The 14,599-nt window shown below is 63.3% G+C and carries 12 protein-coding genes; 6 read left to right on the forward strand and 6 right to left on the reverse strand.

Going from position 1 to position 14,599, the window contains the following annotated elements:
* Window positions 1–10: 10 nt before the first annotated feature.
* Entirely contained in the window at window positions 11–172 is a 162-nt protein-coding gene (locus tag NKL06_RS12435; protein ID WP_023669672.1) for a hypothetical protein, read from the reverse strand.
* A 148-nt stretch (window positions 173–320) separates the two neighbouring features.
* Here NKL06_RS12435 and NKL06_RS12440 point away from each other — a divergent pair, with 148 nt between their 5' ends.
* On the forward strand, window positions 321–1,073 hold the full coding sequence (locus NKL06_RS12440; RefSeq protein WP_023692504.1) for a pseudouridine synthase: 753 nt from the start codon (window positions 321–323) through the stop codon (window positions 1,071–1,073).
* A 22-nt stretch (window positions 1,074–1,095) separates the two neighbouring features.
* Here NKL06_RS12440 and NKL06_RS12445 read toward each other — a convergent pair whose 3' ends face one another.
* Window positions 1,096–1,677, reverse strand: coding sequence for a histidine phosphatase family protein (locus tag NKL06_RS12445; RefSeq protein ID WP_023669670.1), 582 nt, complete (start codon window positions 1,675–1,677; stop codon window positions 1,096–1,098).
* A gap of 135 nt (window positions 1,678–1,812) precedes the next feature.
* Window positions 1,813–3,147: a dicarboxylate/amino acid:cation symporter gene (locus tag NKL06_RS12450; RefSeq protein ID WP_023681916.1), complete on the reverse strand. Its 1,335-nt coding sequence runs from the start codon at window positions 3,145–3,147 to the stop codon at window positions 1,813–1,815.
* A 230-nt stretch (window positions 3,148–3,377) separates the two neighbouring features.
* On the opposite strand from NKL06_RS12450, the gene NKL06_RS12455 reads away from it, so the two are divergent.
* The 3 genes from NKL06_RS12455 (at window position 3,378) to NKL06_RS12465 (ending at window position 7,115) form a co-directional block, all read left to right on the forward strand.
* Entirely contained in the window at window positions 3,378–5,237 is a 1,860-nt protein-coding gene (locus tag NKL06_RS12455; protein WP_023692505.1) for a sensor histidine kinase, read from the forward strand.
* Window positions 5,234–6,583 (forward strand): sigma-54-dependent transcriptional regulator, encoded by a 1,350-nt coding sequence (locus NKL06_RS12460; protein ID WP_023692506.1) that lies wholly within the window; start codon window positions 5,234–5,236, stop codon window positions 6,581–6,583. Before NKL06_RS12455 ends, NKL06_RS12460 begins: the two co-directional genes overlap by 4 nt.
* Window positions 6,584–6,767: 184 nt before the next feature.
* Window positions 6,768–7,115, forward strand: a complete 348-nt coding sequence (locus NKL06_RS12465) for a hypothetical protein (protein WP_032885862.1) — start codon at window positions 6,768–6,770, stop codon at window positions 7,113–7,115.
* Window positions 7,116–7,132: 17 nt separating this feature from the next.
* On the opposite strand, the gene ggt is transcribed toward NKL06_RS12465, so the two are convergent.
* From ggt to NKL06_RS12480, 3 genes are all read right to left on the reverse strand, one after another.
* Window positions 7,133–8,872: a gamma-glutamyltransferase gene (gene ggt, locus NKL06_RS12470; RefSeq protein WP_023692508.1), complete on the reverse strand. Its 1,740-nt coding sequence runs from the start codon at window positions 8,870–8,872 to the stop codon at window positions 7,133–7,135.
* A 140-nt stretch (window positions 8,873–9,012) separates the two neighbouring features.
* Window positions 9,013–10,305, reverse strand: a complete 1,293-nt coding sequence (gene rhaI / locus NKL06_RS12475) for an L-rhamnose catabolism isomerase (RefSeq protein ID WP_023692509.1) — start codon at window positions 10,303–10,305, stop codon at window positions 9,013–9,015.
* A gap of 107 nt (window positions 10,306–10,412) precedes the next feature.
* On the reverse strand, window positions 10,413–12,515 hold the full coding sequence (locus tag NKL06_RS12480) for a bifunctional rhamnulose-1-phosphate aldolase/short-chain dehydrogenase (protein ID WP_023692510.1): 2,103 nt from the start codon (window positions 12,513–12,515) through the stop codon (window positions 10,413–10,415).
* Window positions 12,516–12,698: 183 nt separating this feature from the next.
* Between NKL06_RS12480 and NKL06_RS12485 the strand changes: the two genes are divergently transcribed.
* Both NKL06_RS12485 and rhaS read left to right on the forward strand, forming a co-directional pair.
* On the forward strand, window positions 12,699–13,502 hold the full coding sequence (locus NKL06_RS12485) for a DeoR/GlpR family DNA-binding transcription regulator (RefSeq protein WP_023669662.1): 804 nt from the start codon (window positions 12,699–12,701) through the stop codon (window positions 13,500–13,502).
* 48 nt (window positions 13,503–13,550) lie between these two features.
* Window positions 13,551–14,546, forward strand: a complete 996-nt coding sequence (rhaS, locus tag NKL06_RS12490; RefSeq protein ID WP_023692511.1) for a rhamnose ABC transporter substrate-binding protein — start codon at window positions 13,551–13,553, stop codon at window positions 14,544–14,546.
* Window positions 14,547–14,599 lie beyond the last annotated feature (53 nt).

Raw genomic sequence — 14,599 nt, forward strand, 5'->3', positions numbered from 1 at the left:
ATCTGGGGGATCATTCCCCCAGAATGACCCCAGAAGCGACGATCTGAGCCGTCAGGCTGGTGAGCCTGCCTCGCTTCACGAGCGTCGGCTTTTGGTAGATTTTCTTCATGGCGGTGCCTTTCGCGACAAATCGCTCGTCGGCAACAACGTCCGTCGCGGGGCAGCGTTCCATGGCGGGCTGTTGAGCCCGACCCCCTGACACATCGTATTTGAGAACAGCCCCGCTCCCGCGACCCGTGATGTTGATGCCGCGGCAGGTTGCGAAGCCAATGCGGGGCGTGGCATTTGTCGATGCCGATCATTGGGATGGCAAGCAGGACATGGCACGGCCACCAGACATCGCCCGACACCAGGCCGCCAAGGCAGGCGTCAGCCTGAACCGGGCGCTTTCCAAACTCGGCCTGTGTTCGCGCAAGCAGGCCGAGCTGCTGATAGCCGAAGGGCGCGTGCGGGTTGGCGGCAAGGTGGTGCGCGATCCGTCGCTGCGCGTCGATCTCGGCCGCGACCGCATCGCTGTCGACGGCGAGCAGATCGTCGGCGAGGCAAAAGTCTACCTGATGATCAATAAGCCGCGCGGACAGGTCACCACGCGCGATGACCCGCAGGATCGTGGCACCGTCTATGACTGCCTGGTGGAACTGGAGTTGCCTTTCGTGTCGCCGGTCGGCCGCCTCGACAAGGCCAGCGAAGGCCTGTTGCTGATGACCAACGACACACGCTGGGCCAACCGCCTGCTCGATCCGGCCTCGCATGTCGCCAAGACCTATCATGTCCAGATCTGCACCGCGCCCGACGAAGCGATGCTGGCGCGCTTTCGCGACGGAGCGATCGTCGACGGCGAACTGCTGACCGCAAGTTCGATCGAACTGCTGCGCAGCGGCGGCCGCACTGCCTGGCTGGAAATCGTGCTCGACGAGGGCCGCAACCGCCAGATCCGCCGCCTGCTCGGGGCATTCGATATCGAGGTGCTGAGGCTGGTTCGGGTGGCGATCGGCGGTTTGCAGCTCGGCGAACTCGCCAAGGGCAAGGCGCGGCATCTGACATCGGAGGAATTGGCGGTGCTCGCGCGTTAAGAGGCAGGCTTGCCGCGAAACCCTACTTCTGGTTCCACCTGCGTATCACCGGCTCGCTCAGATCGTGCTCATAGCCGAGGATGCTGAGGCTCGCGGTATCAAGTACGAAGTGCGCACCGCCTTCGGGTGGCAGACCGAGCCAGCGCGCGGCCAGCACGCGCAGGAAATGCGAGCTTGAAAACACCAGCACATTGCCCTCGATTGCCCGCAGCCCGGCGATGATCCTGTCGGCCCTGGCGCCAACATCCGCTACCGACTCGCCGTCGGGACAGCCGTCACGGAACAATTGCCAGCCGGGGCGCTGCACAACAATCTCCTTGGTCTTAACGCCCTCATAGGCGCCATAGTCCCATTCCTGCAGGTCGTCCTTCTTGACGGCAGCAGCGCCGAAGCCGGCAAGCGTGCAGGTGCTGAAGGCGCGCTGCGACGGGCTCGACCACACCGCCTGGAAGGACAGATCCTTGAGCCGGTCTGCCACGCCGCGAGCTGCCGCCTCGCCCTTTGCCGTCAACGGTATGTCGGTGCGGCCGGTGTGTTTTCCCGAAGCGCTCCACTCCGTCTCGCCGTGACGGACGAGGTAGATTTCGGGGTACGGATTGCTCATGCGCCGGCCTTTCGGTTTTACGTCCGCACCCTACCCGGGAGGGCCCGGCCAGCGCCAGCCACGTGCAGGCGGAAAAGGAAAGGCCGCAACCGAATCGGCTGCGGCCTTGTGCTCAAACGTCAGTGCCCGGAGCGGTCAAGCGGGCTGCAGATCGCCCGACAGCGCCAGGTCGGCTTCCTCGGACAATGTGCCGGCCATGGCGGCGGCGAACTTGGTCTGGTCGAGTTCGCCTTCCCAGCGCGCCACAACGATCGTCGCCACTGCATTGCCGACGAAGTTGGTCAGCGCCCGGCATTCCGACATGAAGCGGTCGACCCCTAGGATCAGCGCCATGCCGGCAACGGGTACCGTAGGCACGACAGAGAGCGTGGCGGCCAGCGTGATAAAGCCGGCGCCGGTGATGCCGGCGGCACCCTTGGAGCTCAGCATGGCAACCAGCAGCAGCAGAATCTGGTCGCCATAGGTGAGCGGCGTATCGGTCGCCTGGGCGATGAACAGCGCCGCCAGCGTCATGTAGATGTTGGTGCCGTCGAGATTGAAGGAATAGCCGGTCGGGATGACCAGGCCGACCACCGAGCGGTTGCAGCCGGCGCGCTCCATCTTGGCCATCAGGCCGGGAAGAGCGGCTTCCGAGGACGAGGTGCCGAGCACCAGCAGCAGCTCTTCCTTGATGTAGCGGATCAAGGCGAGGATCGAGAAGCCGTTGTACCAAGCGACAGCGCCGAGCACGACCAGCACGAAGAGCAGCGACGTCAGGTAGAAGGTGCCGATCAGAAAGGCGAGGTTGGCAATCGCGCCGATGCCGTATTTGCCGACGGTGAAGGCCATGGCGCCGAAGGCGCCGATGGGGGCGGCCTTCATCAGGATGGCGACCAGGCGGAAGATAGGCGAGGTCAGCGCCTGCAGGAAATCGACGACCGGGCGGCCGCGCTCGCCGACCAGAGCGAGAGAGATGCCGAACAGCACCGAGAAGAACAGCACTTGCAGAATGTCGCCTTGCGCGAAGGCGCCGGTGATGGTGTCGGGGATGATGTTGAGCAGGAAGCCGACGATGGTCGTGTCATGCGCCTTCTCGGTGAAGGTGGCGACCTTCGAGGGGTCGAGCGTCGCCGCATTGATGTGCATGCCGGCGCCCGGTTGGACGACGTTGGAGACGACCATGCCGACGACCAGCGCCAGGGTCGAAAAGACCAGGAAATAGATCATCGCCTTGCCGGCGACGCGGCCAACCTTTTTCAGGTCGGAGACGCCGGCAATGCCGGTGGTCACCGTCAGGAAGATGACCGGCGCGATCACCATCTTGACCAGCTTGATGAAGGCATCGCCGAGCGGCTTCAGCGAAGCACCGAGTTCGGGATAGAAATGACCGAGCAGCACGCCGGCGGCGATCGCCGTCAGGACCTGCACGTAGAGATGACGGTAAAAGGGTAGCTTGCCGCGCGGTTCGGCGGCAGCGAATGCTGGCTGCATGACGTCCTCCATGGCGCCCCGATCGAAAGCTCGACCTCCCGGGGCAGTTGTTTTCCGCAGCCTTGCGACTGCTGTATTGGTCACTGCAACTGCCGTGCCAGACTGTGCGGCATACCGCAGCCATTGATTTTGTTGGGTATTCGTCCGATCGAGGCTGCTGCCGCTCAACGCAAGTGCGGACATCCGCATGACTGAATTGTGCTTTGTGCGAAATCATGCACAAATAGGGAATGCTGCAACGCCCTGCCGCGGTCCTGTCGCCGACGCCCGAGCAACTCGGCAAACGCGCGCGTCGCGCCTGGCTGCTGTTTGCGGCGATCGCGCTGGTGATCGTTGCCACGGCGCTCACCGGCGCCGGCCTCTACGCGCGCCGCGCCGAGGTCGCGGCACTGGCGGCGCAAGGCCGCACCGATGCCAATCTGAAGGTTGCGTTGCTGCGCGCCGTGCTGGAAAGCCCGCGGGCGCTGCCGCTGCTCTTGTCCGAGGACCAGCAGGTGCATGACGCCCTGCAGAACAAGGGCGCTGTCACGATCGACGTGCTCAACCGCAAGCTCGAAGGGCTGGTCTCCGGCACCAAGGCTTCGGTGCTTTACGTCACCGGCGTCGACGGGTTTGCGATCGCCTCCAGCAACTGGCGCGAAACAACCAGCTTCGTCGGCAACGACTATGGTTTCCGCGCCTATTTCTCCGGCGCCATGCAATCGAGAACGGCCGAATATTTTGCGCTGGGCAACATCAGCAAGCGCCCGGGCCTCTATATTTCGCGTCGCGTCGGCAATGCGGCGGCACCGCTCGGCGTCGTCGTCGTTAAGATGGAATTCGACCAGCTTGAAGCCGACTGGCATGAGGCCAACCGGCCGGCCTATGTCAGCGACGACCACGGCGTCGTGCTGATCACCAGCGTGCCGTCCTGGCGCTTCATGACCACCGCGCCGCTGACCGGCCCGGTGGCTGCCGCCATCCGGAGCAGCCAGCAATTCGGCAACGCGCCGCTGATCCCCTTGCCGATCACACGCCCCGAGGCATTGAGCCCTGACGTGTCGATGGTGCATGCGATAACACCGGGCGGCAGCGATGCCGAATATCTCAGGCTTTCGACACTGGTCCAATCGACGCCATGGCGGCTCGATTATCTCGTGCCGGTCGAAGCGCCGATCGCGGCTGCGGTGCGTGAGATGCGGCTGCTGGCGCTGGGCGTCGTGGTGCCGTTGCTGGCGCTGGCCGGCTATCTCCTGTGGCGCCGTCAGTCGGCGCAGATGCGCATCGCTGCCGAACAGGCAGCGCGCATCGAGCTCGAGCGCCGCGTCGTCGAGCGTACGCATGACCTCAGCCTGGCGCGCGACCGGCTGCAGGCCGAGATCACCGATCACCGCAGCACCGAAGCCAAGCTGCAGGTCATGCAGCAGGAATTGGTGCAGGCCAACCGTCTTGCTACCCTCGGCCAGGTTGCCGCCGGGGTCGCGCATGAGATCAACCAGCCGGTGGCGACGATCCGCGCCTATGCCGACAATGCGCGTGTGTTCCTGGAGCGCAAGCAGACCGCCTCGGCCGAGGAGAACCTTGGCGCGATTGCCGCGCTGACCGAGCGCATCGGAGGCATCACCGAAGAGTTGAAGGTCTTTGCCCGCAAGGGGCGCACGGCAGCCGAACCGGTCGAATTGCGCGGCGTCATCGAGGGCGCCGTGGTGCTGCTCAGAAGCCGCTTTGCCGGTCGGCTGGACGCACTCGATATCACGCTTCCGCCGGTAACGCTCAAGGTGATGGGCAACCGGCTGCGGCTCGAACAGGTGCTGATCAACCTGTTCCAGAATGCGCTGGAAGCGCTGGACGGGCGCGACGGCGCCAGGGTGCAGGTGTCGGCCCAGGAGACGGCCGACGGCGTGGCGCTTGCCGTCGCCGACAATGGGCCGGGCATTTCGCCTGCCATCCTCAAGTCATTGTTCACGCCGTTCAACACCTCGAAGGAAAAAGGCCTCGGGCTCGGCCTCGTCATCTCGCAGGACATCGTCGCCGACTATGGCGGACGCATCGAGGTGGCGAGCGACCAGGCCGGCACGCGCTTTACCATTCACCTCGCCAGGGCAGCATGATGGACACCGCACCGGTCGTATTGATCGACGACGATAGCGAATTGCGGAGGGCCACGCGGCAGACGCTGGAACTCGCTGGTTTTTCCGTCTCGGCCTTTGCGGTGGCGAACGAGGCGCTGGCCGGGCTCGACGCCAATTTTCCCGGCGTGGTGGTGTCCGACATCCGCATGCCCGGCATTGACGGCCTGCAGCTCTTCGACCGCGTCTTGCAGCTTGATGCCGACATTCCGGTAATCCTGGTCACCGGGCATGGCGACATCGCGGTTGCGGTCAAGGCGATCAAGGATGGCGCCTACGACTTCATCACCAAGCCTTTCGCCGCCGACCGGCTGGCGCAAAGTGTGGCACGGGCGGCGGAAAAGCGCCGGCTGGTGATGGAGAACCGCGCCTTGCGCGAAAGCGCCGAACAGGCGCAGGACGGCCTGCCGCTGATCGGGCAGACGCTGGCGATGGAGCGATTGCGCCGGACGCTGCGGCAAATCGCCGATACCGATGTCGACGTTCTGGTGACCGGCGAGACCGGCTCCGGCAAGGAGGTGGTGGCGAGCCTGCTGCATCGCTGGAGCCGCCGCGCCAGGGGCAATTTCGTGGCGCTGAATTGCGGCGCGCTGCCGGACACGGTCATCGAAAGCGAGCTGTTCGGCCATGAGGCCGGCGCCTTCACCGGCGCACAGAAGAAGCGCATCGGCCGGATCGAGCATTCGAGCGGCGGCACGCTGTTCCTCGACGAGATCGAAAGCATGCCGGCCTCGACCCAGGTGCAGATGCTGCGGGTGCTGGAAATGCGCGAGGTGACGCCGCTCGGCACCAATGAAATCCGGCCGGTCGACCTGCGCGTCGTCGCCGCCGCCAAGGTCGATCTCGGCGACGCCAGCCGGCGCGGCGCCTTCCGCGAGGATCTCTACTACCGGCTCAATGTGGTGACGATCTCGATCCCGCCGCTGCGCGAACGCCGCGACGACGTCGCCCTGCTGTTCTTCTACTTCGCCGAGCGTGCAGCCGGCCGCTTCCGCCGGCAAATGCCAGCCGTGCCTGCCTCAGTGCACCGCCATCTGAGCCAGCACGACTGGCCGGGCAATGTGCGTGAACTCGCGCATTTCGCCGAGCGTTTCGTGCTGGGACTCGAGGAAGCGGCGCAAGCGCCACCTTCCGCCCCGGCGGAGCCGGATGACGCCAGCTCACTGCCGGAACGGCTGGAACGCTTTGAAGCCAATGTCATCCGCGAGGCGCTTGGCCGCAATGACGGCGATGTCCGGCGCACGATTGAAGCGCTCGGCATTCCGCGCAAGACCTTCTACGACAAGCTGCAGCGGCACCGCATCGTGCGCAGCGATTTTTCCAGGTAATTCATTTTCCAGGTATTCAGGCGTGTGGACCCGAAAGCAGGGTAGATTTTGTGAACCGGCGCAAAAAAACCGTGGCAAGTCGGCATCAGAAAGTGTTGAAGACCGCATCGGCGGCCTTCGGCACGGCGCGATCCGGTTGCGCTCGGCAGATGTTGATGATTTGTTGCCGGTCAGCGGAGAATGAATGATGCGAGAACCTGTCGGTCAAGATGAATATGGATCGACCAACCCGTTCGATCCGGACGATCTGACGAATTTGAACGCGATCGGCCCGGCCATGGGCGGCGGCAACGACTTCGAGAAATACGCCGTTGCCGTGATCATCGTCTTCGGCGCGCTGATCATTGGCGGGCTGATGGCCGCTTCCATGACCTTTGGTCACCGGAACGGCTTCCTGTTTGCGCTTGGCGGCGCAACCGCGGCCTGGATATCGGGCAATGCGCTGCTCCTCGACCGTCCCCGCATCTACGCGGCGTTCGTCGTGATCGCGGCGCTGATGCTCGTCGGGTCGACGCTTACGCTCGTCCTCTGATCAATCTCTTGTTTTGATCAGTAGCCAATCGCCTCGCCGGATGCGGCGCGGCTGTCGATGGCGCCGTTGTAGCGGGCGCCGCCGCCCTTCTCGATTTCCGCCAGGCTCTTGCCGCCGACAAGAATGCCGGCCGCCTGACCCCAGGTAGAATCCGCGAGATCGAGGTGGTAGCCCATGCCGGCCAGCAGTTTTTCAGTGTCGGGCGACAGGCCGAACGGTTCGACATAGATCGTGTCGGGCAGCCATTGATGGTGGATGCGCGATGCGTCGATCGCCTCCTGGATGTTCATGCCGTGGTCGATGACGTTGACGATGGCTTCCAGCGTGATGGTGATGATGCGCGAGCCGCCGGGGCTGCCGATAACCATGAACGGCTTGCCGTCCTTGGCGACGATGGTCGGGCTCATCGAAGACAGCGGCGTCTTCTTCGGCTGGATGGCATTCGCCTCTCCCTGGACGAGACCGTAGAGGTTGGGCACGCCGGGCTTCTGGGTGAAATCATCCATCTCGTTGTTGAGCAGGATGCCGGTGCCGTCGGCGACCACGCCGGCGCCGAACGAACCGTTCAGCGTATAGGTGACCGCGACCGCATTGCCGTCATCGTCGATGATCGAATAGTGCGTCGTTTCCTTCGACTCGCCGAAGCCCTTCGGCATCAAATCCTGCGAGACGCCGGCGCGGAACGGGTCGATCTTGTCGCGGATCTCCTTGGCGTAACCCTTGTCGAGCAGTTTCGAGACCGGATTGTCGACGAAATCGGGATCGCCGAGCGCCGAGTTGCGGTCCACATAGGCGTAGCGCATCGCCTCGACCATGACATGCACCGTCTCGGCCGAGCGGGCGCCGAGATAAGACAGCGGGTAGCCCTCCAGCACGTTGAGGATTTCGCAGATGATGACGCCGCCGGAGCTTGGCGGCGGCGAGGACGTGATCTCATAGCCCCGATAGGTGCAGCTCACCGGTTGCAGCTCGCGTACCTTATATTGCTCGAAGTCTGAGTTGGCCAGAATGCCGCCCTTGGCGCCGCTCGCCTTGACGATGGCGTCGGCGATGGCGCCTTTGTAGAAGGCGTCGGCGCCTTTTTCGGAGATGGCGGCGAGCGAGGCTGCAAGATCGGGCTGGAGGAGACGCTCGCCGGCGCCATAGGGTTTGCCGTCCGGCTTCAGGAAGATGGCGGCGGCGGCGGGGTCCTTCGCCAGCCGTGCGGCATTGCTTGCGAATGAAGCAGCGTCGCCCTGGTCGAGGATGAAGCCATCCTTGGCATAGGCAATTGCCGGCGCCATCAAATCCTGGCGTGGCAGCGTGCCATATTTTTCACGAGCCATCTCGAACCCTGCCACGGGACCAGGTACGCCGACCGCGAGGTAGCCATCAAGGCTGGCGCCCTTCACCGGATTGCCGTCCTTGTCGAGATACATGGTCTTGGTTGCCGCCAGCGGCGCGCGCTCGCGGAAATCGAGGAAGGTCGATTTGCCGTCCTTGAAGCGGATGGTCATGAACCCGCCACCGCCGATATTGCCGGCATTAGGGTAGACGACAGCGAGCGCATAGCCGACGGCGACCGCCGCATCGACGGCATTGCCGCCCTTCTTCAGCACCTCGACGCCGGCTTCCGACGCCAGATGCTGGGCGGTGACGACCATGCCGTGCTCGCCCTTCGCAGGTTGAGGCGATGCGGCATGGAGCGCGCCGGATGGCGCGAGCGCAATTGCGAGCGAAAGGGTGACGCCAATCAGCGTCCGGCGGGTCAAGGGCATGGCGGTGCTCCAAGTGCGGTGTGCCTAGAAGAGCTACATGGAGCGGCCGAGTCCATCATCAATATGAGCGAACACATATTGGTGTTCGCCTGCCGGCAGAGGCAAGCTGATCTCCCCCCTGTGGTGGAGATTAGCCAATCTCAAACAATCCCGCCTGACCCGCCCACAACCGCCGGCCGTTCCGCCGCGACCTTCGCCCGGTAGCCCGCCGCGCGATATGCGGCGACTGGATCAATGGCGCCGCCTGTGTTCAGCCGCGCCATGGCAAGGATCGGCTCGACATCGGTGCGGTAGGCAGCTTTTAGCGTCTGCGTCGCCATCAGCGCATCATTGCCGTCTTGGAAACCCTCGAGCGCCTTGCGGTCGACCAGCAGCGCCTGCGCATAGGCGCGCTGCACCTCGACTGCCGACAGCATCAGGCTTTCGATCGGGTCGGTGACGTTGTGGCTCTGGTCGAGCATGTGAGCGGGATCGAAACCCTCGGCGCCGGAAAGCTCGGCATCAACCAGTTCGTTGAAGACCAGGAACAGCCGATAGGGATCGATCGAGCCGGCATCGAGATCGTCGTCGCCATACTTCGAATCGTTGAAATGGAAGCCGCCGAGTTTCTTGAACTGGATCAGCCGCGACACGATCATCTCGATGTTGACGTTGGGCGCATGGTGGCCCAGGTCGACCAGGCAGTAGGCCTTGTTGCCCAGCTCCTTGGATATGAGGTAGTTAGTGCCCCAGTCCTGCACGACCGTCGAATAGAAGGCCGGCTCGTACATTTTGTGTTCGGTGAACAGCTTCCAGTCGGCGGGCAGTCCGGCATAGATCTCCTTCATCGCGTCGAGATAGCGCTCGAAGACTTTGGCGAAATTGACCTGGCCGGGGAAATTCGAGCCGTCGCCTATCCACACCGTCAGCGCTTTGGAACCAAGCGTCTTGCCGATCTCGATGCATTCAAGATTGTGCTCGACTGCCTGCCGGCGCGTGCCGGCATCGGCATGCGACAGCGACCCGAACTTGTAGGACAGTTTTTGGTCCCTGGCATCCGAGAAGGTGTTGGAATTCATGGCGTCGAAGCCGAGGCCGAAGCGCGAGGCCGCCTGCTTCAGCCGGTTCGGATCGGTCTTGTCCCACGGTATATGCAGCGAGACGGTCGGCGTCGCCTGCGTCAGTTGGCTGATGACGGCGCAGTCCTCGATCTTGTCGAAAATGTCGCGCGGCTCGCCGGCGCCGGGAAAACGGGCAAACCGCGTGCCGCCTGTGCCGACGCCCCAGGACGGAATGGCGACGGCGAATTTCTCGACCTTGTCGCGGATGGCATCGATGGCGATGCCGCGGCGGTCGAGGCGTTCGCCGAGAGAGGCGTAGTCGCGCTCGAGGTCGGGTTTGCGCTGGGCGTTGTGGCTGGAGACGAGATCGGCGGCGATGATGGTTTCGGACAAGTGCTATTCCTCCCAATGCGTTCAGTCAGCGCTGCCCCTCATCCGGCCCTTCGGGCCACCTTCTCCCCTTATAGTGACGGGGAGAAGAGAAGCGCTCCGCCCTTAACTCAGCGCGTAAAGCTCTGCGCGTTGCCGGCGTCGACGTTGATGATGTTGCCGGTGGATTTGGCCGACATGTCGGAGGCGAAGAAATAAATCGCTTCGGCAATGTCTTCGGGAAACACCGAGCGCTTCAGCATCGAGCGCGAGCGGTAGTGTTCTTCCAGATCGTCGGTCGACATCTTGTAGGCGGCGGCGCGCTGTTCCTTCCACTCGCCGGTCCAGATCTTCGAACCGCGCAGCACGGCGTCCGGATTGACGACATTGACCCGGATCTGGGCTTCCGCGCCTTCCAGCGCCAGGCAGCGGGCGAGATGGATTTCGGCCGCCTTGGCGGTGCAATAGGCGGCGGCGTTGGGTGACGCGGCAAGGCCGTTCTTGGAGGCGACGAAGACGACATTGCCGCCGATCTTCTGGGCGCGAAACAGCCGGAAGGCTTCGCGCGAGACCAGGAAATAGCCGGTCGACAATATGTCCATGTTCTTGTTCCACAGCGCCAGCGTCGTCTCCTCGATCGGCGCCGAGGAGGCGAGGCCTGCGTTGGAGACGAGAATATCAATGCCGCCGAACTCGACGGCTGTCTGGGCGAAGCCGGAAATCACCTGCTCCTCCGCGGTGACGTTGATCAGCACCGGCCGGACGAAGTCCTTGCCATAGGCTTTCGCCAGTTCGTCATTGGCGCTGGCAAGTGCGGCCTCGTCGATATCGGCCAGCACCACGCAGGCGCCTTCGCGCAGCAGCCGGCTGGCGGTGGCGCGGCCGATGCCGCCGGCGCCGCCGGTGACCAGCGCGATTTGGCCGGCGAGCGACTTCGGCTTCGGCATGCGCTGCAGCTTCAAATCCTCGAGCAGCCAGTATTCGATGTCGAAGGCCTCCTGCGCCGGCAGGCCGACATAGCACGAGACGGTCGAGGCTCCGCGCATGACGTTGATGGCGTTGACGTAGAATTCGCCAGAGATGCGGGCGGTGGCCTTGTCGCCGGCGAAGGTGAACATGCCGACGCCGGGCATCAGGTAGACCACGGCGTTGGGGTCACGGATCGGGGGCGAGTCCGGATGCTTGCAGCTTTCGTAATAGGCCTGGTAGCCGACACGGTACTCAGCAATATCCTCGGCGAGGCGCGCAATCACGGCTTCGACGTCGGGCTTCGCTGGGTCGAACTCGATAACCAGCGGGCGAATTTTTGTGCGCAGGAAATGATCCGGGCATGAAGTGCCGAGCGCCGCCAGCGGGCGCAAATCCCTGGAGTTGACGAATTCGAGCACGGCGGCGGAGTCGTCGAAATGGCCGAGCTTGTGGCTCTTCTCCGAAATCAGGCCGCGTATTCTCGGCATCAGTCTTGCCGCGATGGCGCGGCGCTCAGCCGCGTCGAGCGATTTGACGACTTCGCCGCCGAATATGGCGAGCCCCTCGGAGCGGCGCTCGAACCATTCGATCGCCTGGTTGATGACCGAAATGGTCGTTTCGTAGCATTCCTTGGGTGTGTCGCCCCAGGTGAACAGGCCGTGGCTTTCGAGGATGACGCCCTTGGCCTCGGGGTGTTCGACGCAGAATTTCTCCAGCCACAGGCCAAGTTCGAAGCCCGGCCGCTTCCACGGCAGCCAGCCGATAGCGTCACCGAAGATCTCCTTGGTCAACGCCTTGGAACCCTTGGCCGCGGCAATCGCGATAATGGCATCGGGATGCATGTGATCGACGAACGGCTTCGGCACATAGGCGTGCAGCGGCGTGTCGATCGAGGCCGCGCGCGGGTTGAGATTGAAGGTGCAGTGGGGAAGATAGCCCACCATCTCGTCCTCATGCGCGACGCCGCGATAAAGGCCTTTCAGCGCCTGCAGTTTGTCCATGTAAAGCGTGGCGAAACCGTCCAGCTTGATCGAGGCGCTGTCGCCGCCCGAGCCCTTGACCCATAGCACTTCGACTTCGGCGCCGGAGAGCGGGTCCTTCTGCCGGATCTTGGACGAGGTGTTGCCGCCGCCATAATTGGTGACACGCTTGTCGGAGCCGAGCGTGTTGGAGCGATAGACCAGAAGCTCAGGCTCGCTCAGCCCCTTGGCTTTAGCATCGTCCCAAAGGTTGGCAAGGCGCGAGCCGGAGCGCTTGTCGAGCATGATTATCCTCCCTGGGACGCAAAAGGCGCGGTCCATTTTGCCGGAAATGTCTACGCAAGCATCTCGGTTGTCAATCATAAACGATCAAGATCGATCATATTGCACTGCACAATGAAATTATATGAGCGGAAATGATTGACACTGGTGGTTTTCTAGTGCCTCATGACCATGCAGGGAGGAACCATGCACGAAAAAGAGCGCCACAGGATCATTCTGTCCGCCGTCCAGGAAAAGCCTGTGGTGACGGTGCAGGAGATGGTCGACCTGACGGACTCCTCCGAGGCGACGATCCGGCGCGATATCGCGGCTCTTCATGTGCAAAAGCGCCTGCGTCGCGTGCGTGGCGGCGCCGAGGCGATCTCGCCACCGCAGTTCATCGGCCTCGCCGGCCGGCCCTTTTCCGTCAACGAAACGCTTAACGCTTCGCAGAAGCGCGCGATTGCGCGCGAAGCGGTGGAGCTGTGCAAGGACGGCGAGCCGATCATCATCAATGGCGGCACCACCACCTTCCAGATGGTGCATTTCCTGACCGGACGCCGCATGCCGATCTTCACCAATTCGTTCCCCATCGCCGAGCATCTGCTCAAGCATTCGAAGAACACCGTCATGCTGTCGGGCGGCACCATCTACCGCGAGCAGAACATCATCCTCTCGCCCTTCGACAATGACGTGACGCGTAATTTCTACGCGCGCCGCATGTTCATGGGCGCTCAAGGGCTCGGGCCGCTTGGCCTGATGGAAGGCGACCCGCTGCTGATCCAGGCGGAGCAGAAACTGATCGACCAGGCCGACGAACTGGTGGTGCTGGTCGACTCATCGAAATTCCGCCAGCGCTCGAGCCTGATCCTGTGCGGGCTCAAGCGCATCGCCACCGTCATCACCGATGACGGCATCGAGGATCGCGAAGCCAACATGCTGGAGGCCGCGGGTGTGACGCTGATCGTCGCCCGCAAGTCGGCAAAGGAAGAATCCTCGCTGCAGGCCTGAGGCCAACCGCAGCGACGATGGAATGCAACGCTCAAGGGAGGAAATACGATGAGCTTTCTGAAGAAATTGATGGTGACGGCCGCGTTCTCGGCCGCCATGTTCGTGAATGCCGCCTATGCCGAGAACGTCAAGATCGCGCTGGTGGTGAAGTCGCTCGGCAACGGCTTCTTCGACGCCGCCAACAAGGGCGCCGAAGAGGCGGCCAAGGAACTCGGCGATGTCGACATCATCTACACCGGCCCGACCAAGGCGACCGCCGAAGCGCAGATCGAAGTGGTCAATTCGCTGATCGCGCAGAAGGTCAACGCCATTGCGATTTCGGCCAATGACGCCGACGCGCTGGTGCCGGTGCTGAAGAAGGCCATGGAGCGCGGCATCACCGTCATCTCGTGGGATTCGGGCGTCGCCAAGGAAGGCCGCCAGCTGCATCTCAACCCGTCCGACACCGGCCTGATCGGCGAGACCATCATCAAGCTGGCCGCCGACTATCTGCCGGAAGGCGGCGAAGTCGCCATTCTGTCGGCTTCGTCGACCGCGACCAACCAGAACGCCTGGATCGACGCGGCCAAGAAGATCCTGCCGGAGAAATTCCCCAAGATCAAACTCGTCGCCACCGTCTACGGCGATGACGATTCGGCCAAGAGCACCGACGAAGCCAAGGGCCTGCTGAAATCCTATCCGAACCTCAAGGCGATCATCGCGCCGACCACCGTCGGCGTCGTTGCCGCTGCCCAGGTCGTCACCGACGCGAACCTGATCGGCAAGGTCGCTGTCACGGGTCTGGCGCTGCCGTCGGAGTTCAAGAAGTTCATCGACAACGGTTCCAGCCAGGCGGTTGCCCTCTGGAATCCGATCGACCTCGGCTACTCCGCCGTCTACCTCGCTCATGATCTGGCGGTGAAGAAGGAAGAGGCAAAGCCGGGCGCAACGCTGTCGATCGGCCGCGTCGGCAAGGTCACGCTCGATGACAGCAACTCGGCTGCGATGGCTCCGCCCTTCCAGTTCGACAAGTCCAACATCGAAAAGTTCTCCAAGATCTATTGATCTCGGACGTCTCGGACCAAGCGCGGCGGGACCAAAATCCCGCCGCGACTTTA

Origin of the sequence: Mesorhizobium sp. C268A (genome assembly GCF_040324475.1) — a bacterium.
Lineage (GTDB): Bacteria > Pseudomonadota > Alphaproteobacteria > Rhizobiales > Rhizobiaceae > Mesorhizobium.

Excerpts from the sequence above, each read along its gene's own strand:
- NKL06_RS12435 (WP_023669672.1), bottom strand. The coding sequence starts at position 172 with ATGGAACGCTGCCCCGCGACGGACGTTGTTGCCGACGAGCGATTTGTC.
- NKL06_RS12440 (WP_023692504.1), top strand. The coding sequence starts at position 321 with ATGGCACGGCCACCAGACATCGCCCGACACCAGGCCGCCAAGGCAGGC.
- NKL06_RS12445 (WP_023669670.1), bottom strand. The coding sequence starts at position 1,677 with ATGAGCAATCCGTACCCCGAAATCTACCTCGTCCGTCACGGCGAGACG.
- NKL06_RS12450 (WP_023681916.1), bottom strand. The coding sequence starts at position 3,147 with ATGCAGCCAGCATTCGCTGCCGCCGAACCGCGCGGCAAGCTACCCTTT.
- NKL06_RS12455 (WP_023692505.1), top strand. The coding sequence starts at position 3,378 with ATGCTGCAACGCCCTGCCGCGGTCCTGTCGCCGACGCCCGAGCAACTC.
- NKL06_RS12460 (WP_023692506.1), top strand. The coding sequence starts at position 5,234 with ATGATGGACACCGCACCGGTCGTATTGATCGACGACGATAGCGAATTG.
- NKL06_RS12465 (WP_032885862.1), top strand. The coding sequence starts at position 6,768 with ATGATGCGAGAACCTGTCGGTCAAGATGAATATGGATCGACCAACCCG.
- ggt (WP_023692508.1), bottom strand. The coding sequence starts at position 8,872 with ATGCCCTTGACCCGCCGGACGCTGATTGGCGTCACCCTTTCGCTCGCA.
- NKL06_RS12480 (WP_023692510.1), bottom strand. The coding sequence starts at position 12,515 with ATGCTCGACAAGCGCTCCGGCTCGCGCCTTGCCAACCTTTGGGACGAT.
- NKL06_RS12485 (WP_023669662.1), top strand. The coding sequence starts at position 12,699 with ATGCACGAAAAAGAGCGCCACAGGATCATTCTGTCCGCCGTCCAGGAA.
- rhaS (WP_023692511.1), top strand. The coding sequence starts at position 13,551 with ATGAGCTTTCTGAAGAAATTGATGGTGACGGCCGCGTTCTCGGCCGCC.